Here is a 25,207-nt window from a genome sequence, read left to right as displayed (position 1 = left end):
TAATGACTAACTGAAAAATAATTAGCCATTAGCTATTAGAAATTAACATCTTCTAAGCAGTGCGAAAACGCGCTAACTCTTCACCAGTCTTAGCATCGTGGGCGTGGACTGTACACACCAAACAAGAATCAAACGATCGCGCCACATGACCAACTTCCACCGGGTCACTAGAATCGTAAATGGGTGTGCCAATTAAAGCTTCTTCAATGGGGCCGCGGATTCCTTCACCGTCACGAGGGCCAATATTCCAAGTACCTGGGGCAATGACTTGGTAATTCTTAATCTTACCGCCCTCCACTTCTACCCAGTGAGACAAGGAACCGCGTGCTGCTTCCGTTGCACCCCAACCGCGTCCATCTTTTTCTTTGGGTTTGATATACCAGGGGTCGTTTAATTTGAATTCGCGCAAACAGTGTTCGGCTTGCCGATATAACTTGACAATTTCGTGAAGTCGTGCAAGCTGACGCACATGGATACTAGCGCCACCCATCCGTTTAAAGACATCGAGGATAAAGCCGTCGTAGTGCTGCCAAGATTCACCATGTTTGCCACCTGCAACTAATTGCCGCGCTAAGGGGCCAACTTCCAAACGTCCGAAGTCTTTGTGCAGGACTGCACTCGACCAAGAGTAGGCGTTATCGAAATCTTTTGTATTATTTGCAGTGGGTTTAGTGGTGCGATCGCTAGGATGAATATCTGCTGTCCCTTCATCGTACCAGGAGTGAGTTGTATTCTCGCGGGTAAATGACTGATCCATTAAGGTGTGAGTGTGTGTGAAGCTGTCATACACTCCACTCTTCATGATCATCGCCGCATTTCGTCCTTCGATAGTCGGCTTTTGGTATTTATCTTCATGGGCTAAATATCCCCAAGTGACATATTTACCAACACCAGCACCATATCTATCTAGACCGATATCTAAACCCATGCGCCAATAAAAACCTAAGTCGGAATCTCGATGATTTCGGTTTTCATCCAGCCAATCCTTGAAGTCATCATAACTCTGGATTTGTTCATAGCGTTCTAAAGAACAACCCAACCACACTGGTTCTAACCAATTGGTGCGGAAATATTCCAGAATCGCCCAAGCGCGGGTGATGTCTGTTAAAGTGGGGGCGCACATCACGCCACCGGGAACCATGTAGCTAGAATGCGGCCATTGTCCGCCTAATAGTGCATAAATTTCTACGGGTTTAGCAGAAATTGTTATGCCTAATTCGTAAGATTTGCCAGTGAAGGCGGCAAAGCGTCTCACAGCTTCTTGATAGAAACGGCTATTTCGGTATTTTTTATTGGTCAAGTCTATGGCAAATAGACCATAAAAATAGCGAGGGATGCTTTGGATTGTCTCGACAATTTGACCGAGATTTCTCGCCAAAATTGCATTGCGAGGAACTTCTGTTTCCCAAGCTGTATCTAATGCCCAAGATGCACAAGTCAGATGAGAACCGCCGCAAATGCCGCAAATGCGAGGTGTGACAATTAATCCAGCTTGGGGGTCTTTACCGCGAAGGATAACTTCAAATCCTCGGAAAAGTTCGGCATGTGTCCAGGCGTTGACTACCCGTCCATTATCAATGTCAACTCGGACATCTAAATCGCCTTCAACTCTACCGACGGGCGAAATGTCTAATGATTGAATTCCCATTCTCTTCTCCTTTAATTGTTAAGGGGAGTGGGGAGTGGGGGAAATTCACCTATTCCCTATTCCCCATTCCCTAAACTGTGAAAAAGTCTTCTTCTGCCCAAGGTGGTGCTGCGTCTTTGGCAATCATTGTGAGTAAAGCGTAGTCTTTTTTGTTTACCCCTGGCGGTAATTCTTTGGGAACTCCCATGACTGTTTGGGTTTTAAATACGGTTCCGGGTTTGAGGTCAAAGAAAGGAAATTCTGGTTCTGTGCAACCTAAACAAGGCATTCCGGCGCGAGTTTTGGAAGAGACGCGGTTCCATAAGATGCGGTTGCAGGAAGAATGGGTCATGGGGCCGCGACAACCCAAGTCATAAAATAGGCATCCTTTACGCTGACCAAATTCGGCAGTTGATGCTTTGTAGGCAAAGTGGACGTTGCGGGTACAACCTGTTTGGGTATAGCTGTTGAAGAAGGTTTGGGGACGATTTAGTTCGTCGAAAGCAATGTCTGCTATGCGTCCAGTAGCGATCGCAACTAATATCTGCGTAATCCAGTCGGGATGGGAGGGACATCCAGGTATATTAATTACAGGTAATCCGGCTTGTGATAGAAAATCTTTCCCTAAAAAGCCGCCTTCTTGACGCTTGAGAAATTGCAAACCTTCCGACTCGGTGGGGTTAGGTGACATCGCAGGAATTCCTCCCCATGTGGCACAGTCTCCCACGGCGACGATAAAATGAGCAACTTTGGCGAGGTCTGCTAACCAATCTTTCATGGCGCGATCGGCAAATCGATTCCATTCGCCTGTGCCGTTGGGGGCATTAACAACACTGCCTTCAAATACCAAGATATCTAAAGGAATTGTGCCAGAAATGCAATCCCACAGCATTGTTTGCAAGTTGTTGCCTATTTCCAATCCCAAGGATGGATGCCAAAGTAAATTGATGCCAAAGTCGGCAATTAAATCGCAGACTGTCGGTTCTTCGGCGTTGAGAAATGACATGGTGTTGCCTGAACAAGCACCACCCTGTAGCCATAGTACGTTAGTCATCAGCTAGGTGTTTTTCTATTGTTTAACATGCATGATGTAGGTGATAATGCTTGTAAAACCTCACCTGTTTATCAATATTTATTTTTCAATTCTAAGATATTTTTTGATTTAATTCACTTTCATTAAAAAAGAATTAATCATTAACAATAACTAAAATCTCATCAAAATTATTTTTAAGGGTTCTGGATGTTAAATGTGTAACACATTTAATCAAGAAAAATATTAATTAAATTGCCTTTTGTTTTTAACTACTGACCTTAAACAACCTCGACATGCCAAATTGATTGCGGTTAAACTCTGTGATTATTAATAAAAATTATTATTAACTGCTAATCTGGGTAAGGTGATGAGTATTTTAATCCGTCATATTTTAATGTAATAACTGAATAAAATACAGTAAAATATCGGGACACAAAATTTTGCGCCCCGAGCTAGCACTCTATTGTTTTAGGATTTTAGTTGTGCAGCTTGCCTAACAACTTGTTCGTCCAAGCCTAAGCCTTGAGCTATCTGCTCAACACTCAACCCAAACGCTAATAACTGAGGTATCGCTTCTAACTTACCTTCTTGTTTAGCTTCTTCAAAAACTTCTTGCTTACCTTCTTCAAAAAAATCTTGGAAAAATCTAGTTTGCCTCAAGTCATTTAATTCAAACATTTTTCCGATCTCCTCCTGGCTCAATTGCGGCAACTCATAGATTAATATCGTCTCTATTAAACGCACTGTTAAGCGTTCGCGCACTTTATTGTTTTAGGATTTCGGTTGTACAGCTTGCCTAACAACTTGTTCGTCCAAACCTAACGCTTGAGCTATCTGCTCAATACTTAAACCCAACCCTAATAACTGGGGTATCGTTTGTAACTTAGTTTCTTGTATACCTTCTTGTTTACCTTCTGCAAAAACATCTTGGTAAAATCTAGTTTGCTTTAATTCATTTGATCCAAACATTTTTCCTATCTCCTCCTGGCTCAATCGCGGTAACTTGTAGATTAATATCGTCTCTATTAATTGTATAATTTCCTTAATAGTAGCAACATCTGGAATTTGCTGTTGGGCACTGTTGACTATTTCTATAGCTTTTATTGTCGCCGTTGATTCAGGTTCGATGATCAGTTTAACTGTCTCAATGCCGATTGATGATGCCTCAATTGAGCTTAATTCGTCAAGATAGACGCGAGTCACTCGTTGTGAGTTGAGTAATTCTATATATCTTTCGGTATCTCCAGTATCAACGCTGTGGTTGGGGAAGATGACCACACCACGCCAATTGTTGGTTAATTCGGTTTTGTCGAGATAGTTAAATATTTCAGTGAACAAACGTGAGTAGAGTTTTTTGTCTGGTTGAAATTGGACTTCGGCAAAATAAATGGGTAGTTCTGCTGCATTTGGCAGGAAGACGCCATCGATTCTAAACGCCAGTTGTTTGACTTCTACTGAAGAAAATTGGTAAGCACTAGCTAGTTGCGGCGGTTGGTTAATCAGTTCAAAGAAAGTGCTGGGGATACTTTGGAAGATGCGATAGAAGATACTGTCTGTTTTCAAAGGAGCTAGTTTTACAGTTGATGAACATATTTTACACTTCGACGATCCCGTAACAACTCTTTGGAGTACACAAAAATTGGTTAATAAGATATAGGACTATGATTTGATTGCGTGAAAAAACTCCGTACAACTCGAAAAGCCTGATTCCCTATTCCCTACTCCCCACTCCCCGGCTACGTAGATAATTTCAAAAATCAAATATGATTCCTATAGTGTATATATGTATGTCAACAATTCAATAAAAAATATTTGAATTGTGTTAGGTGATGATACAAAAAATATTTTAAAAATATTAGGTGTTTAAAGCTGACATTAATATTAGCAATTTCCCCCTAGAATTTTATAAATAGGGTGTTTTATAGTATTTTATTGGGCATGGTATAGGACATTGGCTATAGGGGATTAAGTTTCTTCCCTAGTTCCTAATCCCTAATCCTAGCCTCAGACAAAAAAGGGGAATTCCGCCTAAAGGACTCGAAGCCTGCGTAAATCAGTATGGCCCGTGATCAGATGCGAAAGCGTGTCTTGATCATTTGTGGGCGTTGACAGACTCAATTCCCAATTGGCTAGAGTACGGCAGAGTTATGACCCCTAGCATTACAGATTCAGCGGTGAAGGCTGCGATCGCAGCTGTTGCATCGGAGTCAGCCTCAACAGAGGAAAAAATCCAGATGCTGATCGAGATAGCACAGGGCTTTCAAAAAAAGCCCAAAGCTGCCCAAGACTTGCGAAATGCAGTTGGCTTATATTACCGGGCCTATGAAATGTGTGCTGAGGAATATCCCCTGCTGAAAGCCAGGTCCCAAGTGGGCATGGCAGGGACGTTACAGGCAATACCGGATGCTGATTACCAACTGCTGCTGCAAGCGAAAGCAGGTTATGAAGAAGCGCTACCGATTTTACAACAATTAGCAACGCCAGAGGAAGTGGCAGAGACGCAGATGAATTTTGGGCTGGTGTTGCAGTCGCTTGTACCGTTCAATTTGGCACGGATAACCGACAGCATCCAAGCTTATCACGAGGCGTTGCGGGTGTTTACTTGGGACGATTACCCCCAAGAATACGCGATTTTATATAACAATATTGCGATCGCTTACCTTTCTATGCCCTTAGCATCGGAACGGGAATACTTGCGTCAAGGGTTAGCAGTGCAATCATTTGAGGTGGCGCTGAAGCATATTAATTTGATTGACCATCCCAGAGAATATGCGATGTTGCAAAACAATTTAGGTAACGCTTTGCAATATTTAGTGAGTTCCCATGCTGTGGAGAATAATTTAAGGGCGATCGCAGCTTATGACGAAGCGCTAAAAGTGCGTAATCCCAAAGATACACCTCTAGAATACGCTAACACAATTTCTAACAAAGCTAACGCCCTCTTCAACTTACCAGACGACCAGGAGAAACCAGAAGCTGGTAATCCAAAAAATCTTTTGCAAACGCGTATCTACTATCAAGACGCTTTAGAAATATTTACGAAATATCAACAAATGGAACAAGCAGAGGTAGTAGCCCAAGCGCTACAAGATGTGGAAGCAGAAATGAAGGGTTAGGATTTATAAGTTATGGCTCTAATTTCATTCCTAACTCTTAACTTTTCACTCTTCACTTTAATCAAGAGGACAAAACAGCATGAGAGATATTTTTACCTATGCAAATGCGATAAATTTTCTCACAAGTTTAGCAGATGGTGACTTGAACATAGCAACAGAATTCGTGTGGGTAATCATAGCAACAGCCTTGTCTATGGTCGGCGGTGCAATTGGTGGAATGCTGTTAGCTGGAAAAGATATAGGCTATCAGTTTTCAGCAATGCTTGGTGCATTATTTGCTCCTGCCGGTGTAATTCCCGCCATTATCTTAGGGCTTGCTGTCTTAAGTTTCTTGACAAATTATTAGGAGAAGACATGTTAGAGATAGGGTGGTTTTCTGTCAAGTTATTTTTGAAAGGAAAGCTACTACGCGACCCAATGTATTTTGTCAAGCAAACTACTATTGGTGTTGCTGTAGGTTTCTTACTGTTAGTGTTACTCGCACAAGCCCCAATTCCCTTCTACTTACCGATAACATTATCTAGCTTAGTGACGGGCATGATTATGCCATTTCTCCTCAAAGATTTCAAAATGAAGTGATTAGTCATTAGTCATTAGTCCTTTGTTAGTTGTTTTCCAATGCACAATGACCAACCTTGAAGAATTAGTTCAGGAAATTAACCGCTTTGAGGCAATTATATCCGAGTGGGATGAAAGCCAACGGTGTGTAGCAGTGGGTCTAAAAAGAGCAATTGAAGCTTTGCATAAAGCTGCATTGACTAGTTTGATTAAAAGCCTAAAACAAGAATCAATGTCAGCTTTACGTCATGCTGTTACTGATGAAGTAGTGTACGCAGTGCTACTGTATCACGAATTAGTTAAACCACCAAAACCACCATTAGCACAACGTGTTGAGACAGCACTTGAAGAAGTTCGCCCAGGTTTAAAAAGCCATAATGGGGATGTAGAACTAATGGCAATTAAGCTACCAGATACAGTAGAAGTCAGATTAATCGGAACTTGCAGTAGTTGTCCGGCTTCTACTTTGACTTTATCTCAGGGAGTAGAACAGGCAATCAAAAACCATTGTCCCGAAATTACCAAAGTAGTTGCAGTCAATAACAACCCTACTGTTAATAACGTGAATTCTGGTTTAATCAGTCAATTTTCTTCAAAAATAACTTCTACTTGGATGAAAGTGGCGACTATTGATCAAGTTCCTGAATTTAGTGTGTTGGCAGTACAACTTGCTGGTAATTTACTAATTTTATATCGTCAAGGTGTTACGGTAACATGTTATCGTAATGCTTGCACTCATTTAGGATCTCCGTTAGAAAAGGGTAAGGTTGAAAATGGTATTATTACCTGTCCTTCCCACGGATTTCAGTACAAGTTAGAGACAGGTGAATGCTTAACTGCACCTGATATTTCGCTTCAGTCGTATCCAGTACAGATTAAGGAGGATAAGGTTTTTGTAAAAATCTAAAAATCATTATGCGAAGCTAACATCTCCGCAAATATACTTGACAATTAGGAAATCACGGCTATATTGCTTTTTAATTTCAGTACTTCGCGCATTCATTTTAGTGTTTTGTGCAAGTAAAAAGGTAGATTTATTTGTCAATATATCTGAATTGTTTCTCATTTGTGTAATTTAGTTATTCATTTTAGTGTTTTGAGAAAGCAAAATGGCTAAATGCTTTCTCAAAATGCCTGATTGCTTTTTCATTTCAGTAGATTTAGCAAGCATTTCGGTAGATTCAGCAAGCAAAAAGGCATATTGCTTTCTCAAAATGCTTGATTGCTTTCTCATTTCAGTACATCCCGCACTCATGACAAATATTGCTATGTAGCAAAAGCCACTGAAGATTTGCATAAATCTTTTAATATTGATTAATACGGAAGTTTTTTTAAGATTTTTACTTAATTTAAAATAAAAACATCATGCAAAATTGTTAGTGTTGTTACATGTTTATCAACATTAATGATTTTAAATAATTATCAGCGTCTATCTGCGGTTCATGGATATCCCAATCACAATTAATCCCATATCACAATTACCGTCAGAAGTAACAGAAATTCCTCAATATTTACCTTTATCACCTCAAGGTGCAGAGGTAATTTTAGGCAACATTATTGAACCACAAGAATTAGTGATACCTGTAGCACCCAGTCCCACAACAATGTTCGGGCCTCGTGCTGCTTGTTTGGTATCAGAAACTGGCCCTTTATGGGTATCAGATACGGGACATCATCGATTATTGGGATGGCAGAATTTACCCACGAGAGATAGTCAACCTGCTGATTGGGTAATTGGACAACCTGACTTTTATCATGAGGGACAAAATGCTAAAAGTACACCCGGAAGGGCAACCTTAAGTGTACCAACAGGGATTTGTGCTTGCGGCGAAGGATTAGCTGTAGCAGATGCTTGGAATCATCGGGTTTTGATTTGGAAAAACTTACCTGAAGATAACAATGTTCCAGCGGATTTGGTATTAGGGCAAGTTAATTTTACCGATAATGAACCAAATCGAGGAAATCAAGCAGCATCAGCCAATACAATGCACTGGCCCTATGGTATTTTCTATTATCAAGGACGGCTATTTATTGCTGACACTGGCAATCGAAGGCTATTAATTTGGCATCAATTACCAACAGAAAATGGTCAACCCGCTGATTTAGTTTTGGGACAACCAGATATGATATCTCGCAATGAAAACGGCGGTGCTTCTCCAACCGCAGCGAGTATGCGTTGGTGTCACGATATCAACTTTTGGGGAGAGAATTTGGTTGTCAGCGATGCAGGTAATCACCGGGTAATGATTTGGCAGGAAATACCAACAGAAAATAATGCCCCTTGTGCAGTAGTTTTAGGACAAAAAAACTTTGATTTTGTGGAAATGAATCAAGGGCTTTATTATCCTAGTGCTAGTAGTTTGAGTATGCCTTATGGTGTGGGGGTGACTGGGGATTGGTTAGTAGTTGCAGATACTGCTAATTCCCGTTTGTTAGGATGGAGAAAACCAGAATCAATTTTATCACTGCAAGGTGCGACAGCAAATGGGCTTGCCGGACAAATAAATTTTCAAAGTAAAGGTGAAAATCGTAATTTTGGACTACCAAAACGAGATAGCTTAAATTGGTGTTACGGCATAAAAATTTGTGGCAATACGGCTATAATAGCTGATTCTGGAAATAACAGAATTTTGCTGTGGCAGTTTAATAATTCATAATTCGTAATTTTTGAAAGTCAGATTTTTATGGCGACTGAAGAAATTAGAATTTGCGGTACTGTTCAAGGAGTAGGATTTCGCCCTACTGTATATCGTCTTGCTAAAGCCTGCGGTTTGCATGGAGATGTTTGTAATGATGGTCAAGGTGTTTTAATTAGGGTATCTGGTAGCGAGGAAGCAATAACCGAATTTGTTGCCAGATTGCAAACAGAATGTCCACCGTTGGCAAGAATTAATCAACTAACAAGAATTATTTATGAAGGTGAATTGAAATTTGATAATTTTGTGATTTCTACTAGTGTCAGTAATGCCATGAAAACAGAAATTACCCCTGATGCAGCCACTTGTCCGCAATGTCAACAAGAAATATTCGACCCCTTTAGCCGCTTTTATCGCTACCCCTTTACTAACTGCACTCATTGCGGCCCCCGCCTGAGTATTATTCGTGCCATTCCTTATGATAGATGCAATACCAGTATGTCTGCGTTTGCCATGTGTTCAGAATGTGCAAAGGAATACCACGATGTTGAAAACCGCCGTTTTCACGCCCAACCTGTAGCTTGTCATGCTTGCGGCCCCACAGCTTGGTTAGAACGCGCTGATGGTAAATCAGTTACTGCTTCCATGTTCTCTATGCTGGATGATGTCGATGCCGTTTGTACCCTGTTGCAAAAGGGTGAGATTGTAGCAATTAAAGGGTTAAGCGGTATTCATCTGGCTTGCGATGCAACTCAGGAAACTGCTGTACAAAAACTACGTCAGCGCAAAAGGCGCTATCATAAACCCTTTGCTTTAATGGCGCGAGATATTGAGATAATTGAAGAATACTGCACTGTCAACGCCAAAGAAAAAGAATTATTGATAAGTTCTGCTGCACCAATTGTTTTACTACAAGCGACAGGTAAAAAAGTAGTAGCACCATCGATAGCATCGGGGCAAAATACCCTCGGTTTCATGTTACCTTATACGCCATTACATCATTTAATTCTGCGGCGGATGAATCGCCCAATTGTTTTAACAAGTGGCAATCTTGTTGATGAACCACAATGTATTGATAATAACGAAGCAAGGGAAAAATTAGGGACAATCGCTGATTATTTTCTCTTTCACAATCGAAAGATTATTAATCGGGTAGATGATTCGGTGGTGAGAGTTATCGGCGATAAAGTCCAAACAATTCGCCGTGCCAGAGGATATGCACCAGCACCAATTAGTTTACCACAGGGATTTCAGAATGTGCCGCAAATTTTAGCAATGGGCAGTGAGTTAAAAAATACCTTTTGCCTGTTGCGTCAAGGAGAAGCAGTTCTTTCTCAACATCTGGGAGATTTAGAAAATGCTGCGGCTTTCAATGCTTACCAAGACACTTTGAATTTATACTTGAATTTATTTGAGCATCAACCAGAAGTAATTGCTATTGATAAACACCCTGAATATCTTTCCAGCAAATTTGGAAAAGAACTCGCAGATACAAATCAAATCAAAATTCATCAAATTCAACATCATCACGCGCATATCGCCGCTTGTATGGCAGAAAATGGGATTACTCTAGATTCACCTGGGGTATTAGGCATCGCTTTAGATGGTTTAGGTTACGGTGATGATGGTACACTCTGGGGCGGAGAATTTCTTTTAGCTGATTACCGAAAATTTCGGCGACTAGCAACATTTAAACCAGTAGCAATGGTAGGTGGTGAACAAGCAATTTATCAGCCTTGGCGTAATACGTATGCTCAATTAATAACTGCTAACCTTTGGAATGATTTTCAACAACAATATAGTGATTTAGAAATCGTAAAATTTCTGAATAAAAAACCACTAAAGCTACTCAATCAACTTATGGAGAAAGGGATTAACTCTCCTCCAGCTTCCTCAGTGGGGCGGTTGTTCGATGCAGTGGCAGCAGCTATCGGTATTTATAGAGATGAATGTAGCTATGAAGGGCAAGCTGCGATCGCAATGGAAGCTATAGTAGATGTTAGCAGCTTAAATAATCATAAAGAAACGCCAAAATATCCTTTTAATTTTATCTTTTCAGATAGTATTTATTGTATAGACCCGCGCCCAATGTGGCAAGCCTTGCTCAATGACTTACAGCAGCAGATTCCAGAACCAGTTATGGCTGCAAAATTTCACAAAGGTTTAGCTAATGCGATTGTGGAGATGGTTAAGCATCTTTGTCAAGAAAATCTGATTAATCAAGTTGTCCTAACAGGAGGAGTATTTCAAAATTGTATATTGTTAGAGCAAGTTACCAAACAATTACAAACCTTGGAAATCAAAATACTTACTCACAGCTTAGTTCCAGCTAATGACGGTGGGCTATCTTTAGGACAAGCAGTTATTGCAGCCGCACAATTAATACATGAGTGTTGATATTTGACAAACTTTATCTCACAAATAATTTTCTCTGCGTTCTCTGCGCCTCAGTGGTTCGTTTATCTTAAAAAATAAAAATGTGCTTAGGAATCCCCGGACAAATTATAGAAATTACCAATGTTAACCATAAATTAGCCATAGTTAACATTGCTGGTGTTAAGCGCGAAGTAAATATTGCTTGCATCGTAGATGAACAACATCCCCCCGAAGCTTGTATTGGGGATTGGGTACTAGTACATGTTGGCTTTGCCATGAATCGAATTAACGAACAAGAAGCCGCAGAAACATTACAACTCTTGCAAGAATTAGCAGCAGCACAAACAGGGATTAGTACTTAACTTAACGAACCGCAGAGGCGCAGAGAAGCCAGTGCGTTGGGCGGGTTCCCCGACTTGAAGCAACTGGCGCGGCACGGAGAAAAGAAAGAAATACTTAACTGTGCTGTATTGACATAAAATTTACTATTCCCCAATCTTATGAAATATGTTGACGAATTCCGCGAACCAGAAAAAGCTGAAGCCATCCGCCGCGAAATCGCCAAATTATGCAACCAGCTAGAAAAACCCATCAAAATCATGGAAGTATGCGGCGGACATACCCATTCCATATTTAAATATGGTATTGAAGAAATTTTACCAGAAGCCATTGAACTAATTCATGGGCCTGGTTGTCCAGTATGCGTTATGCCAAAAGGGAGATTAGATGATGCGATCGCAATCTCTCAAAATCATAACGTCATCTTTGCCACCTTTGGCGACGCAATGCGAGTTCCTGGTTCCAATACCACTTTACTGCAAGCTAGGGCACAAGGCGCAGACATCCGTATGGTGTACTCTCCCCTAGACAGCCTGCAAATTGCTAGAGATAACCCCGATAAAGAAGTAGTCTTCTTCGCCTTAGGCTTTGAAACCACAGCCCCCAGCACCGCCTTCACCATCCTGCAAGCCGCAGCCGAAGAAATTCATAACTTTAGTATGTTTTCCAACCACGTCCTCGTGGTTCCCGCCCTGAAAGCACTATTAGATAATCCCGACTTGCAACTGGATGGATTTGTTGGCCCTGGCCATGTCAGCATGGTAATTGGCACTGACCCTTATGAATTTATTTCCCAACAATATAATAAGCCAATAGTCGTCTCAGGATTTGAACCCTTAGATATTCTTCAATCCATTTGGATGTTATTGCAACAGCTAGTAGAAAATCGTTGTGAAGTCGAGAACCAATATAATCGAATTGTCCAAAAAAGCGGGAACACAGTAGCGCTACAAGCAATAAACAAAGTTTTCGCCATGCGAGATAGTTTTGATTGGCGTGGCTTGGGTGATATCCCCTATTCAGGATTACAAATTCAACCTGAATATGCCCAATTTGATGCCGAACTTAAATTTACCATTCCTAATCTTAAAGTAGCTGACCATAAAGCTTGTAAATGTGGAGAAATCCTTAAAGGAGTCTTAAAGCCTTGGGAGTGCCAAGTATTCGGTACAGCTTGCACACCAGAAACACCCATTGGTACTTGCATGGTATCTTCTGAAGGTGCTTGTGCAGCCTATTACAAATATGGGCGACTCTCCACTATTGCCAAAAGAACAATCGCCCAAAAACCAAAAGTAGCTATAACTCAAGAACCTCTCCCCGCCTGCGGCTTCTCTTCTGACTAATACATCTCACAAATACTCTGCGTTCCTTTGCGTTAAAAAAAGTCAATTTTAATATGGATTTATCCTCCAAGAATCAAGTACAAAATTCTCTATTCCAGAAAATGGAACAAGTCCGCCGTCGCCAAGGAAAAGTGCGAGATACTCATATAACTCTCGCACATGGTAGCGGTGGTAAAGCCATGCGTGATTTAATAGATGATATCTTTGTCAGTAATTTTGATAACCCGATTCTCTCACAATTAGAAGACCAAGCCAGCTTCAACTTAGCCCCTCTCTTGCAACAAGGAGACAGACTTGCATTTACTACAGATTCCTATGTCGTAGACCCCTTATTTTTTCCCGGTAGTGATATAGGAGAATTAGCTATCAACGGCACAGTTAATGATTTAGCTGTCAGCGGTGCTAAACCTTTATATTTAACTTGTAGCGTCATTTTAGAAGAAGGATTACCCGTAGAGACCTTACGACGTGTAGCAGCCAGTATGAAAGCAGCCGCGAAAAAAGCTGGTGTTCAAATTGTCACTGGTGACACAAAAGTTGTACATCGAGGTGCTGCCGATAAACTCTTTATTAATACTGCTGGTATTGGTATTATCCCGCGAGGTGTTAGTATTTCTGCCCACAATATTCAACCTGGAGATGCCGTAATTGTTAACGGTGAATTAGGTAATCATGGGGCAGCAATTTTAATTGCCCGTGGGGAATTAGCCTTAAAAACTAATATTGAAAGTGACTGTCAGTCATTGCATAGTTTAGTAGAAACTATTCTCCATGCATGTCCCCAAGTTCATGCTATGCGAGATGCTACACGCGGTGGTTTAGCTACAGTCTTAAATGAATTTGCTCTCAGTTCCGATGTAGGAATTCGTCTCTATGAAGAATCTATCCCAGTGCGTGAAGAAGTTAACGGAGTTTGTGAAATTCTCGGTTTAGACCCATTGTATTTAGCTAATGAAGGTAAGTTAGTTGTGGTAGTTTCAAAAGAGAATGCTGACAAAATTTTATCAGCTATGAAATCCCATCCAGCAGGCAAAAATGCTTGTATTATTGGCGAAGTTATTACCTCACCTCCAGGTATTGTATTGTTAAAAACAGTTTTTGGTGCTGAAAGGATTGTTGATATGTTGGTAGGCGACCAATTGCCACGAATTTGTTAATTTTTTAATAGTATGCACGAACTTGGAATTACTCAAAATATTGTAGCAATTGTAGCTGAACATGCCAAAGGCGCAAAAGTGCAACGAGTTTTATTAGAAATTGGTAAACTTTCAGCTATTATGCCCGACGCCGTGCGATTTTGTTTTGATATTTGCACTCAAGGTACACTTTTAGAAGGGGCGACATTAGAAATTTTAGAAATTCCTGGCTTAGGGCGATGTCGCGAATGCGGTGCAGAAATTTATTTAGATAAACCATTTGGTATTTGTAACTGCGGTAGCGGGCAATTAGATTTAATTACTGGTGAAGAACTGAAAATTAAAGAAATAGAAATAGAGGAATTATGTGTGTAACTTGCGGTTGTTCTGATGATGGTGAAACTAAAATTACCAATCTGGAAACAGGTGAAGCTGAACATAATCACCATCATCATACTCACACTTTACCAGATGGTACTGTCATCACTCATTCCCACAGTCACGATACTCATATAGAAGCATCTCAAATTCATGCTAAAATACACAACACAACGATATCCTTAGAACAGGATATCTTAGCAAAAAATAACTTGCTAGCTGCCCAAAATCGGGGATGGTTCAAGGGTCGAAATATTCTCGCCTTAAATTTAATGAGTTCTCCCGGTGCAGGGAAAACAACTCTTTTAACTCGCACTATCAATGATTTAAAGCATCAATTATCTATCAGTGTCATTGAAGGTGACCAAGAAACTGCTAACGATGCCAAAAAAATTAAAGAAACAGGTTCTCAAGTTATCCAAATCAACACCGGAATAGGCTGTCATTTAGATGCATCAATGATAGACAGAGGTTTACAACAACTGAATCCGCCGCTGAATTCAGTTGTGATGATTGAAAATGTGGGAAATTTGGTTTGTCCAGCCTTATTTGATTTAGGAGAAAATGCAAAAGTCGTGATTCTCTCCGTCACGGAAGGAGAAGATAAGCCGATAAAATACCCGCATATGTTCCGTGCTAGTGATATCATGATTCTTACTAAAATTGATTTGCTACCTTATGTAGATTTTGATGTACAAAAGTGCATAGAATATGCTAAAAAAGTAAATCCTAAAATTCAGATTTTTCAAGTTTCTGCAACTACTGGTGCTGGCTTAGAGAATTGGTATGCGTGGCTAACTGAAAAGGTAACAAACTTGTCAACACTAATCTCTTCCCAGTTGACGAATACCTAAATTTTTTTAACGTAGACGATATTGTAACTGTTATAAAATTGCAACACCCTGCACTTTAGGAGTACAGGGTGGAAGACAGCGATAAGAATGAATAAGCTATATTTTGTGTGATTCCCAGTTCGTACTTATTTACCTCAAAGCCAATCTCGATAAGCTGATATTTCATTTATGCTGATTTCAAACGGCATCCCTTTGCCAAATGGGGGATAAACGCGGATTTTGCCATTTGTAGCAAACCGCTCTAACCTATTACCCAACTGGGGAATATTGCTGACTATATGCCAGTAAGATAAGATGTCAGGGCAGTCAATTATTAGTGTTAGGATGCTAGCATTTGTTGTAAGATACCACTGACAATTAGATAACAGTACTCGCGTAATGCGATCGCAGGCTTGATAAAAGCATCTGCCAATAGACTGTTCTAGTTCCATCTGCAACATTCCATCCTGTTTTGTTACCTCAGCGGGAGGTAAATCATCAGGAGGAAGCAGGTATAGTTTAGAAGACATAATTTCGCACCTCTTGGTTGTAGCGTGTCAAACTCTCCAGATTTTTTTGCATATCCGAAGACGTGGGTTTGAGTGCTAGCGTACCTAAATTTAATTCGGACTGAAATTTCTTGATTTTGTCTCGACAAGTCTCCACATCACCGATAATTGAGTTCTCAATCAAATAATCTTCGTCGAAACAAATGTTTGTACGATCAAATGGTTTTTGGTTGGGATTGGCACTATTCTGCAATAATTGAGCCGAATTAGCTTTCATTTTCTGGCTAAATTTGCGAATGAAAGGTAACGCTTCACTCACTGCCTCATCAAATGTTTTGCCAACATAAAAGAAGCGTGCCAGCACAAAGTTTTCTGCACCACCAGAATTTAAGGCTCGATATTTGGCAAGAGTATCCTTCAATCTCTCCAGAGAAAACGGCGGCCCACCCATCAAGCTGAAGGAATGTTTAGCAGCAAACTCGATCCCGTCATCACCGCCAGTAGCAACATACACTGGTATTTGACTCTGCAATGGTTTTGGATAAATTGTCAGGCGATCGCATTGATAATGTTGCCCATTAAATGATACATCAGTTTCATATAACAGCTTCTGAATCAATGCGATCGCTTCTAGCATCTTGGGACGGGATTCACTTGGGAGTGTCGCAAAATGCTTGTTTTGTTGGGGGAAGGGGCCGCCTTTGGCAACTCCAAATAATAATCGTCCATTGCACAGGTTATCCAGCGTGGCGATATCTTCGGCTACCCTAATCGGGTTATGGAATGGCAGTAACACCGCCGCAGTCCCTAATTGGATGGTTGAAGTCAATCCTGCTAGGTGTGCCATTAAAACCAACATCGACGGGCTGAGATTGGATTCACTAAAATGGTGCTCACTCACCCAGGCTTCCTCAAAACCTAAGCTTTCTGCCTGTTTTACCAGCGCGACTTGCTCAAAGATGGCACGACGAGCATCTTGGTGATAATTATCGTAATTGCAGAAAATTCCAGTTTTCATTACTTATTTGTGATCGCTATTTTAGGTGGCAACCCACTGCAACTCCAACCATAGGCGTGGGTTGTTTTCTTTGAGCTTCGACATCGGATCGCGCAACAATCGCTTGGCATTCATGCAGACTACTTGCACTAGACCCATGTTGTCTGCTACTTCTCTAAGTATTTCTTTGTGAGCTTGCACATAGGAAATCATTTCGTCAGAGCAATAAATTCCTATATATTGCAAGCGTCTGGCAGGCAGTCCCCAAAAACAGGTGATAACTTTCACATAACACCCATCTAGTAATTCCCCAACTTTTGGGTAGTAGTGGTTGAGGACTCTTGTAAACTCTTTGGCTAAGATGTCTTCAGCAATCATTTGAAATGAGATTTCTGTAGCGTCCATCACGCTATTAATATAACATAATTTTGTCAATCAAATATGACAAAATAGCTGACATACTTTGAATAAAATATTAAATATTCAATTTTATATTACATAAAAAAAGAGGTGTACCTTATTTGGTTTCACCTCATTTTTGCGTTAAGCACTTTTATGAGAGATTAAATATAAAAGTATTGGGGTTAAAGCAGAAAACAGTTATCCTGAAATTACCTAATTCCCAAACACCAATTACATTCAATTAAAAATTATGAATTCAAACAAAGTGCATTGAAGTAACACATTTAAATTTTGAATTCCTCAATTTTAATTATTAAGTTTTGTTATCGAGTATTCCGTTCACAAACTAAGACCTCTGCTATAATATCTGGCACATTTTTGACATCTGTGAATCCTTCAGAACCACCGATAGGTGATATAAATGTATAGTTTGGATCACATACTCCATTGTCATATACTTGAAGAAACCATCTATCTGGAAATCCTTGTACACCTAGTTCCACAGTGTACCAACTCTCGCCAATTAGACGAGAGTTAAAGATTGTGAACCACTCCCTATTCTCTTCTGAAATGTTCCAATCTGCCATGAGCAGTTCTAAAGCTATTTGTCCCGCATCCGTTGAAGTCAACAGCATTTTTACTCCTTATTTGCAGCTTCAGGATTTGCAACTTCAGTATTGGGAACTTCCGGGTATAAACCGAGTTCTTTAGCTAGCTCACGCCCCACAAAAAATAAAAATTGTGCACCATCTTGATTGCCTTCATGGGCAAACATGGTTGCTACTTGTAACATTGTTTCTACTAAGCCAGAATCAATCAATTCTGGATGAGATTCTAAAACTTCTGGTTCCTGACCATTAGGGCATTTTAGTAACTCATCAATCAGATTAAAATATAGCTGTTCGCGTTGTTCTGTCATGGTATTTTTGTTGATTGGAGTGAGTAAATTGCGAATTGGTTACTGTTCGATACTTTGCTGCCACAGTCTTTCCAACATTTCAACTTGTTCTTTTAAAACAGCCGCACGATGAACAAGATATCTGTCGTAAAAGAGAATCCCTAACCCAATACAAATAGGGGTTAACAAGAAGAACCATTGCAGGATAGTGGTAAATTTATATTGTTCAGCAACAGTCAGCATTTGATGAACTACATTACGGTCAGAGAATTGGATGCTAGTCTGAGGGGAATGTGTACCTTCTGTCTGGGGAGCCAAGGTGGGAGCATCTGTACTAGTCTTGTTAACTTCGCAGGCTAAATTCTGGGATTTTACTAACTCCAGATGTCGCTCCCAAACTATACCAAATACTACTAGTTCTGGAGAAAGCACTGCTAAGGTAACTACGCAAACTATAAGAACATTTAAAAGTTTGGCTTTCATCTTGGCTCTCCCTTGCTAGGTAGTATGCACCCAGTAAGAAAATATCTTTTGCTGTTTATCCAAAGTAGTTATATATTTCTACCTATTAAACAGTTTTGATATTAAAATATATGTAACAGGTAATTTTACAATCATTAGTGGCCAGTTATTTGTCTAATTACCACTGACCACTGACCACTAAAAAGTTACCAACCTTTTTACAAAATGTAGGATTATTCAGTCATCAATAACGCACTCAGATTCAAAGAATATGGTTTCATCCTACTCTCAAAAGAGAGATTAAGAAGTCCCCCCTAGTTCACTAAGCTTTCGCTCAGGAATGTTGGGGGGTAGAGGGGAATCTCTGCGTAAATCCTATACGATTTATATCAGCCGCTCTCCACAAAACAGTTTACTCTAGCCCCGTTAAGATTATTAAATTTATTAGAATAGTACTCAAAGCTTGAAATTCCCATCTGATAAGTCTTAGAAAAATTTATTGGGGTATGGGTGCTAGTGTTTTTAGGACGGGGTTCTAGTATTTATGAGGTGGGGTTCTGGTATTTCTGCACTCAACCTCAAAGCAATGTAAGCAAAGGTTAAGGACTGTTTTTGATGCAATTTTGAGCAAACAAAACCTGCACTCAAAATCAAATATCAATGTCTCTTGATAAAGATAGACTAATAAATTAGGAAAAACAATTAAATGTTTTGAAAGCAAATTATATTTCCATAACAAATAGAAAATGGTAAAAATTATATATACAGAATTAGAGAAATTGAATTTCAGCCCAAGAGGCAATAGTCAGCAATTCCAAATGGTAAAATAGAAGTATGGCTTGCCAGACCTCTGCTGAAGTTAGAATCAATGGGAACATCGGATAAAAGTTCTTCCTAAACTTTCATTTTTTGTGGTTGAGTTAGAATACATAGTATATGCACTCATGGACACTAAACTAAAAATTAAATACACAAAAGCTTATTGTTATAAGTAAATACTCTGTACTTAGATTTAGGATTTTAGGAGTTAAATAATGCGAATTGCTCAAGATGTAACAGAACTTATCGGACGAACTCCTTTAGTTCAACTGAACAAGATTCCTCAAGCTGAGGGAGTAGTAGCAAGAATAGTTGTCAAATTAGAAGGAATGAACCCAGCGGCTTCGGTGAAAGACCGCATTGGGTTAAGTATGGTACTCTCAGCAGAAGCAGCCGGCTCAATTTTCCCTGGAAAAACCATTTTAGTAGAGCCTACCTCAGGTAATACAGGAATTGCTCTAGCGATGGTAGCAGCGGCGCGTGGCTACCGTTTGATTTTGACAATGCCAGAGACGATGAGCCAAGAACGACGAGCTATGCTCAGAGCTTATGGTGCGTCTTTAGAATTGACACCAGGTGCTGAGGGGATGCGGGGAGCTATTCGCAAAGCCGAAGAAATTGTGGCTAATACTCCCAATGCTTTTATGCTGCAACAGTTCCGCAACCCTGCTAATCCCAAAGTTCACCAAGAAACCACCGCAGAAGAAATTTGGGCAGATACAGACGGGGAAGTGGATATCGTTATTGCTGGGGTAGGTACTGGTGGGACAATTACTGGTATTGCAGAAGTAATCAAACAGCGCAAGCAGACTTTTCAGGCGATCGCAATTGAACCCAGCAACAGCCCAGTCCTCTCTGGCGGTGAAGCCGGGCCACATAAAATTCAAGGTATTGGTGCCGGATTTATCCCAGATGTTCTCCGTCTAGAATTAGTCGATGAAGTAATTAGAGTCAGCGATGAACAAGCGATCGCCTATGGGCGACGTTTAGCAAAAGAAGAAGGCTTATTGTCTGGGATCTCATCTGGTGCAGCTTTGTGCGCCGCAATTCAAGTCGGTAAACGAAAAGAAAATGCCGGACGTTTAATCGTGATGATTCAGCCTTCCTTTGGAGAACGTTACCTCAGCACACCCATGTTTCAAGATTTGTCTTTAGAAACTGCTAGCGTCCGTTAAATAGATAAGGAGGATAAGCCAGACAGTAGAGTAATGATCCTCACCTGTCTGTTTCATCTCCTGCTGATGCTTCCTCAGGTGGTTGCGCTTGTTAGCTTTGCTAATAGCGCAGGCATCTGCGAAGGTCAAGCCATACTCCAAGCATTCCAGCTTTTGTCGCAGCGATCGCACCCGTATTTTAACGTGAGTTCGACGGAACTAAAAAACGTCAGGAGGCAGTGCAGGCAAATCTTTTGGGTAAATCTCAATCAAAGATTTTTTAGGCAAATAGGTATAAGCAGCAAAACCAGCCATCAAGTTAACTAAAAAGTTAAATGCACTACGATCGCGAGAGTGTTCTAAAAGTTTTGTATTGCGCTGCTACTTAATTGCAGGAATTTATAACTATGACCTTCAGCTACTTCAGTTGTCTAAAATTTATTAAAACTAACAGTATACTACAAAACTTTTTTGTAAGAAGTCTATAATTGTGAATTTTATGCTGTTTTCTGAATTCTTCTTTAAAGAATTTGCTAATTCCTGTGTGGGTATAAATTATAAGTCATTCTACGCTGTAGAATCTATGAGGCGCTTTTTATAACGCAAATATCATGGTAATTACAGCCATAATTATTTTGGTAGTGCTTTTTACAAGCTTACCAATCTACTTACTACTAACCTCAAGAGGTCGATTTTTGCTCAAATCGGCGGTAACAAAGGTTAAGCAAGCGATTCAGAGCTTAGTTGACAAACTCAAACTACCACTATTTGACTATCATAAGTCTGATCATAAAGTAGTTTCGCTGTCTAATTTCTCCTTTGACATCAAACGCAGAGGATGGAGATTTAACTCTGGTCATAGTAGCCGACTGGTATCAAAATTGTCAAAAACTACAACAATTGCTGTTGTGATCATAGCGGCAGTAATAGCTGGAAATACTGTATCAGCACAGGTAACAACTGGCGGGCTAGTTCCGCTCTCAAAGGTAGGTGTTCCAAAACCAACGAATTTAGCGGAATTTGTCAAGGACGAAAAAGCTGCGATCGCACTAGGAAAGTCTCTTTTCTGGGATATGCAGCTTGGCTTTGATGGTATCCAGTCTTGTGCTAGTTGTCACTTTCATGCCGGAGCAGATAGCAGATCCAAAAACCAGATTAACCCAGGTCTGGTGGACACAACCTTCACCACCTTCACTAATGGAGGCGGCCCAAACAACCAGCTGACAGCATTAGATTACCCATTCCATAAGCTAGCAGACCCGAATGACAGAACCTCGAACGTTGTCTTTGACACTAATGATGTTACTGGCTCAGAGGGAGTCTTCCGGGCAAAATTTCAAGACGTTGTTCCTGGCAGTGACAAGGATAAAGTGACGTTTGAGAAAGATGATGTCTTCAATGTAAACGGTACAAACGTCCGCCGGGTAACACCTCGCAATTCACCGACGGTGATCAACGCAGTGTTCAACTTTCGTAACTTCTGGAATGGACTAGCTCAGAACAACTTCAACGGTGTAAGTCCTTTGGGGTTGAGAGACCCTAATGCTTACGTTTTGAAAGCAACCAAGCCGAGGCGGTTAGAAGATGTGCAAGTCAAGCTAAATAATTCGTCTTTGGCTTCACAAGCCGTAGGTCCACCGCTCAATGCGTTTGAGACAGCGGGTGAAAACACCGTTATCATTGCCCCTTTGAGGGCTGATCTGTCCGAAACAGAGGATAAGGTTACCGTGTCTGACAGCAAAGGTCAGGTTATTGACACCCAGCTTACGTCAGACCCAGAGAAACAAAGTAAAAAAACTTTAGCACCAAAAGATCCCAAGCCTTTAAAAAGGTTTGGCAGGAAGCTTGGTAAGAAGCTACTTGCCTTACAGCCCCTTGCTAAACAGATTGTGGCTTATGATGACAGCGTGTTAGGGTCTTTGACTAAATCGTCTGCCAAGTCTGCCAAAAAAGGTCTGAACAAGTCCTATGAGGCCTTAATCAAAGATGCCTTTAAGTCGGAGTGGTGGCAATCCAATATAATCGTCAGAATTAATCAAGATACAGGGGAGCGAACCTTTGTCCGCAAGCCACAGCGCTTCTTGAAGACCAACGAGTACACCCTGATGGAGTACAACTTCTCGCTCTACTTTGGACTGGCAATTCAAGCGTATGAGTCAACACTGGTGTCTGACAATACACCTTTTGATAAGTTCTTAAGTAATCCAAAGATTTACCCCTTGGCTGACCAGCAACAGAAGGGATGGAACCTTTTCCAGGGTAATGGGTGCATTGCCTGTCACGGAGGATCAGAATTGACATTGGCTTCAGTGAGCAGCGTAGCTCAAAGAGGACGAATCGCACGTGCGCCATTCCCTCCAACGACGAAGCCCCCCGAAGATACTGGCTTTTTCAGGATCGGCGTCAGACCCGACGCAGACGACCCTGGTTTGGGTGGTAATGACGGTTCAAATGATAATAATCCGCTCTCGGAGGCACGATTAGCCCAGCAGGGAAAATTTGAGGCTCTCTTAGGCGAGAAGCCCCCAACCTTGAATCCACCGTTGAATTCTACTGAATCTGTGATTGCAGACGGAGCTTTCAAAGCACCTGGACTTCGCAATGTGGAACTGACTGCCCCTTACTTCCACAATGGAGGTCAGGCGACCTTAGAACAAGTGATTGATTTTTACAATCGGGGCGGGGACTTAGGCTTTCTTGGGCCGCTGGGCTTGAAGCCAGAAGACAAACAAGCGCTGGTAGCTTTCCTGAAAGCACTTACTGATGAGCGAGTCCGTTATGAGAAAGCGCCTTTTGACCATCCGCAACTGTTCGTTCCCAATGGACATCCGGGTGACTCTACCTACGTTACCGACGACGGCACTGGCAAAGCTACAGATAGCTTACTGGAAATCCCTGCTGTTGGTCAAAATGGTGGCAAAGGCACTCCAAATTTCTTAGCAACTTCAATAGAGTATTAACTTGATAGTGTTCCCTAGTCGGTAATCAGTAATGATTTTGGCAATAAACTTGCACAACCCCTGTATAAATGCAGGGGTTGTTTTTTGGAGTTTATAATAGAGATTAAGCGATCGCTTCCCATTTTCTTATTTACTGAGAAACCTTTACGTGATCTGTCATTGTTTTTTCTTACAATATAAGCATTCTTAATATGCCCATGCAAGTTTAGCTTTGTAACATTTGAGGCAAAAATAAGTATATTTTTGCCTTAAATGTTGCAAATACTAATTCACTCCAAAGTTGGATGTTGAGACTTGGGAGCATTGTTGCATCTCAAGCTCAATAACTCAGGTTTTAACTAGATTACATCACTGCAAAAACGCTGTACTAATGGTTGCAGCTGCCTTGCTTTTGGTGTTGTTGAGAACCGTGACCGTGATTACAGTCTCCTTGTTTCTTAGGCTGATCATGACTGTGGGAGCAGTTTTGCAAATCTTGCTTCATCAGATTTTCGCTCATTTCCTGCAAGGATTCGTCCGCAGGCTTTAAGCCAATCCAAGCATCAATCTTTTGTATATCGAATCCTACCTCGCGGCGTAGGCTTTGCCCGCCGGAGGCATCGCCTATTTCTAATAAAGGACGGCGAATTAACAGTGGCTCTCTCAACATCAACTGCAAAGCGGTTTCTGCATCAGTTTTTTCAGGAACTATTTCACCCGATTTTATCTTTGGGGAGGAAGGATTAAACCATTCGGCTACGGGGCGATCGCCAAAAAATGAACGCAACCGCTCAACTGTCCAAGGTTCTGTTAACAGGTCGTATGCTACCACCTCATGACCAGCAGCTGTTAGCAAAACTTTTTGCTTAGTACCACCTTGACAGCCTGGTTTACTATAGAAAATTACTCTTGCCATATTAACTACCTCTTAGTGAAATACAATTCGTTTTTGGGGGCGCGCAGCTATGCGCCCCTATCAGATGGTGCTAAAAGTTTTTAGCACTATATTTAACCGGATCAAACTCAAATCTTTCATTCGGATCGGTTTCGCCGTAGACATTAAAAGTCACGGTTGGTTCATCACCCATTGCTTCTACACAGTGAATTGCATCAGGAGTAAAGCTAATAATGTCTCCTGGAAATAGAGTTAACTCTCCCGTCTGTTCAATTTTGTCCTGAAATTCTGGGCTATGGGTGCGTTGCCAAAAAGTATTTTTTTCTTGACCTTTTAACACCGCCACTATTCCCCATGTTCCATGATTATGAATGGTTGAACGGGTTCCTGGTGCAAATGTTACTGTTTGCACTGTCAACGGAAAACCCAATTCATCGTATAGGAGTGAAACAGAGGTTCCCGTTTTGGGCGAAGGCTCTAAATACTGACTTTGTACCCAGTAAGAATTTACTATCAAGCGCCTTACGAGCATCTGAAGTTCTGGTAGACGACTGGCTTGATCGTCAACGCTATTGAGAACATCTTCCACCTCAGTTAAAAACCGATAAAGGCGGTAATTTTCTCTCAATAAATCCCATGCTCTCACAGATTTGCAGGCTTGATGCTGACCGTCCCCCGTTAGCAGCCAATCCTTACCTTTCATAACTTTTAAAATGATAGCCGATAAGATTGGAGGACAATGATTGGAGAGACA

At 40.9% G+C, this 25,207-nt stretch carries 26 protein-coding genes and 1 pseudogene; 13 read left to right on the top strand and 14 right to left on the bottom strand.

From position 1 onward, the window contains the following. Positions 1-52: 52 nt before the first annotated feature. The 4 genes from V7K46_RS07490 to V7K46_RS07475 all read right to left on the bottom strand — a co-directional run bounded on the left by V7K46_RS07490 (position 53) and on the right by V7K46_RS07475 (position 4,223). The gene (locus V7K46_RS07490; protein WP_335111935.1) at positions 53-1,648 is read right to left on the bottom strand and encodes a nickel-dependent hydrogenase large subunit; all 1,596 of its coding nucleotides are present in this window, start codon (positions 1,646-1,648) and stop codon (positions 53-55) included. 70 nt (positions 1,649-1,718) lie between these two features. Next, positions 1,719-2,681 (bottom strand): hydrogenase small subunit, encoded by a 963-nt coding sequence (locus V7K46_RS07485; RefSeq protein WP_273768393.1) that lies wholly within the window; start codon positions 2,679-2,681, stop codon positions 1,719-1,721. Positions 2,682-3,128: 447 nt separating this feature from the next. Beyond that, the gene (locus tag V7K46_RS07480; RefSeq protein WP_335111934.1) at positions 3,129-3,338 is read right to left on the bottom strand and encodes a hypothetical protein; all 210 of its coding nucleotides are present in this window, start codon (positions 3,336-3,338) and stop codon (positions 3,129-3,131) included. 93 nt (positions 3,339-3,431) lie between these two features. Beyond that, positions 3,432-4,223, bottom strand: a complete 792-nt coding sequence (locus tag V7K46_RS07475; RefSeq protein WP_335111933.1) for an Rpn family recombination-promoting nuclease/putative transposase — start codon at positions 4,221-4,223, stop codon at positions 3,432-3,434. 584 nt (positions 4,224-4,807) lie between these two features. Between V7K46_RS07475 and V7K46_RS07470 the strand changes: the two genes are divergently transcribed. The 4 genes from V7K46_RS07470 (at position 4,808) to V7K46_RS07455 (ending at position 7,241) form a co-directional block, all read left to right on the top strand. After that, positions 4,808-5,776 (top strand): hypothetical protein, encoded by a 969-nt coding sequence (locus V7K46_RS07470; RefSeq protein WP_335111932.1) that lies wholly within the window; start codon positions 4,808-4,810, stop codon positions 5,774-5,776. A 79-nt stretch (positions 5,777-5,855) separates the two neighbouring features. Beyond that, positions 5,856-6,122 carry a hypothetical protein gene (locus V7K46_RS07465; RefSeq protein ID WP_335111931.1) on the top strand — a complete coding sequence of 89 codons (267 nt, stop codon included), beginning with the start codon at positions 5,856-5,858 and terminating at the stop codon, positions 6,120-6,122. An 8-nt stretch (positions 6,123-6,130) separates the two neighbouring features. Continuing rightward, positions 6,131-6,355, top strand: a complete 225-nt coding sequence (locus V7K46_RS07460; protein WP_335111930.1) for a hypothetical protein — start codon at positions 6,131-6,133, stop codon at positions 6,353-6,355. Between the two features lie 46 nt (positions 6,356-6,401). Next, a complete protein-coding gene (locus tag V7K46_RS07455) occupies positions 6,402-7,241 on the top strand; it encodes a NifU family protein (RefSeq protein WP_335111929.1) in 840 nt (279 codons plus the stop codon). 168 nt (positions 7,242-7,409) lie between these two features. On the opposite strand, the gene V7K46_RS07450 is transcribed toward V7K46_RS07455, so the two are convergent. Then, positions 7,410-7,589, bottom strand: a complete 180-nt coding sequence (locus V7K46_RS07450) for a hypothetical protein (protein ID WP_335111928.1) — start codon at positions 7,587-7,589, stop codon at positions 7,410-7,412. 187 nt (positions 7,590-7,776) lie between these two features. On the opposite strand from V7K46_RS07450, the gene V7K46_RS07445 reads away from it, so the two are divergent. The 7 genes from V7K46_RS07445 to hypB all read left to right on the top strand — a co-directional run bounded on the left by V7K46_RS07445 (position 7,777) and on the right by hypB (position 15,399). Next, positions 7,777-8,991, top strand: coding sequence for a hypothetical protein (locus tag V7K46_RS07445; RefSeq protein WP_335111927.1), 1,215 nt, complete (start codon positions 7,777-7,779; stop codon positions 8,989-8,991). Positions 8,992-9,018: 27 nt separating this feature from the next. After that, positions 9,019-11,367 (top strand): carbamoyltransferase HypF, encoded by a 2,349-nt coding sequence (hypF, locus tag V7K46_RS07440; RefSeq protein WP_335111926.1) that lies wholly within the window; start codon positions 9,019-9,021, stop codon positions 11,365-11,367. 80 nt (positions 11,368-11,447) lie between these two features. After that, entirely contained in the window at positions 11,448-11,708 is a 261-nt protein-coding gene (locus V7K46_RS07435; protein ID WP_335111925.1) for a HypC/HybG/HupF family hydrogenase formation chaperone, read from the top strand. Between the two features lie 138 nt (positions 11,709-11,846). Continuing rightward, entirely contained in the window at positions 11,847-13,031 is a 1,185-nt protein-coding gene (gene hypD, locus V7K46_RS07430) for a hydrogenase formation protein HypD (RefSeq protein WP_335111924.1), read from the top strand. Between the two features lie 53 nt (positions 13,032-13,084). After that, the gene (gene hypE / locus V7K46_RS07425) at positions 13,085-14,188 is read left to right on the top strand and encodes a hydrogenase expression/formation protein HypE (protein WP_335111923.1); all 1,104 of its coding nucleotides are present in this window, start codon (positions 13,085-13,087) and stop codon (positions 14,186-14,188) included. Between the two features lie 12 nt (positions 14,189-14,200). Beyond that, on the top strand, positions 14,201-14,542 hold the full coding sequence (locus V7K46_RS07420) for a hydrogenase maturation nickel metallochaperone HypA/HybF (protein ID WP_335111922.1): 342 nt from the start codon (positions 14,201-14,203) through the stop codon (positions 14,540-14,542). Further along, complete coding sequence (gene hypB, locus V7K46_RS07415; protein WP_335111921.1) at positions 14,533-15,399, top strand: hydrogenase nickel incorporation protein HypB; 867 nt, start codon at positions 14,533-14,535, stop codon at positions 15,397-15,399. The genes V7K46_RS07420 and hypB overlap by 10 nt, the downstream gene beginning before the upstream one ends. A gap of 134 nt (positions 15,400-15,533) precedes the next feature. Here the strand turns inward: hypB and V7K46_RS07410 are convergent, their stop codons facing one another. The 6 genes from V7K46_RS07410 to V7K46_RS07385 form a co-directional block, all read right to left on the bottom strand. Further along, positions 15,534-15,908 (bottom strand): hypothetical protein, encoded by a 375-nt coding sequence (locus V7K46_RS07410; RefSeq protein WP_335111920.1) that lies wholly within the window; start codon positions 15,906-15,908, stop codon positions 15,534-15,536. Next, positions 15,898-16,905 (bottom strand): LLM class flavin-dependent oxidoreductase, encoded by a 1,008-nt coding sequence (locus V7K46_RS07405; protein ID WP_335111919.1) that lies wholly within the window; start codon positions 16,903-16,905, stop codon positions 15,898-15,900. The genes V7K46_RS07410 and V7K46_RS07405 overlap by 11 nt, the downstream gene beginning before the upstream one ends. A 21-nt stretch (positions 16,906-16,926) precedes the next feature. Further along, positions 16,927-17,289 carry a hypothetical protein gene (locus tag V7K46_RS07400; protein ID WP_335111918.1) on the bottom strand — a complete coding sequence of 121 codons (363 nt, stop codon included), beginning with the start codon at positions 17,287-17,289 and terminating at the stop codon, positions 16,927-16,929. A gap of 320 nt (positions 17,290-17,609) precedes the next feature. Then, on the bottom strand, positions 17,610-17,921 hold the full coding sequence (locus tag V7K46_RS07395; protein ID WP_298918488.1) for a hypothetical protein: 312 nt from the start codon (positions 17,919-17,921) through the stop codon (positions 17,610-17,612). 2 nt (positions 17,922-17,923) lie between these two features. Next, on the bottom strand, positions 17,924-18,205 hold the full coding sequence (locus V7K46_RS07390; protein ID WP_335111917.1) for a hypothetical protein: 282 nt from the start codon (positions 18,203-18,205) through the stop codon (positions 17,924-17,926). Positions 18,206-18,244: 39 nt separating this feature from the next. Further along, positions 18,245-18,667, bottom strand: a complete 423-nt coding sequence (locus V7K46_RS07385) for a hypothetical protein (RefSeq protein WP_335111916.1) — start codon at positions 18,665-18,667, stop codon at positions 18,245-18,247. 1,013 nt (positions 18,668-19,680) lie between these two features. On the opposite strand from V7K46_RS07385, the gene cysK reads away from it, so the two are divergent. Further along, positions 19,681-20,640, top strand: coding sequence for a cysteine synthase A (cysK, locus tag V7K46_RS07380; RefSeq protein ID WP_335111915.1), 960 nt, complete (start codon positions 19,681-19,683; stop codon positions 20,638-20,640). A gap of 198 nt (positions 20,641-20,838) precedes the next feature. Here the strand turns inward: cysK and V7K46_RS31965 are convergent. After that, a pseudogene (locus V7K46_RS31965) lies at positions 20,839-20,985 on the bottom strand (IS982 family transposase); the annotation flags it as partial. 245 nt (positions 20,986-21,230) lie between these two features. Here V7K46_RS31965 and V7K46_RS07375 point away from each other — a divergent pair. After that, on the top strand, positions 21,231-23,579 hold the full coding sequence (locus tag V7K46_RS07375) for a cytochrome-c peroxidase (RefSeq protein WP_335111914.1): 2,349 nt from the start codon (positions 21,231-21,233) through the stop codon (positions 23,577-23,579). Positions 23,580-23,946: 367 nt separating this feature from the next. On the opposite strand, the gene V7K46_RS07370 is transcribed toward V7K46_RS07375, so the two are convergent. After that, on the bottom strand, positions 23,947-24,474 hold the full coding sequence (locus V7K46_RS07370; protein ID WP_335111913.1) for a nitrogenase-associated protein: 528 nt from the start codon (positions 24,472-24,474) through the stop codon (positions 23,947-23,949). Between the two features lie 70 nt (positions 24,475-24,544). Next, entirely contained in the window at positions 24,545-25,156 is a 612-nt protein-coding gene (locus V7K46_RS07365; RefSeq protein ID WP_335111912.1) for a cupin, read from the bottom strand. Between the last annotated feature and the right edge of the window lie 51 nt (positions 25,157-25,207).

The sequence above is a fragment of the Nostoc sp. genome (assembly GCF_036917395.1).
Classification (GTDB): Bacteria; Cyanobacteriota; Cyanobacteriia; order Cyanobacteriales; family Nostocaceae; genus Nostoc.
Note: the sequence above shows the minus strand (reverse complement) of the source record. Positions and strands in the feature narration are given on the sequence as shown.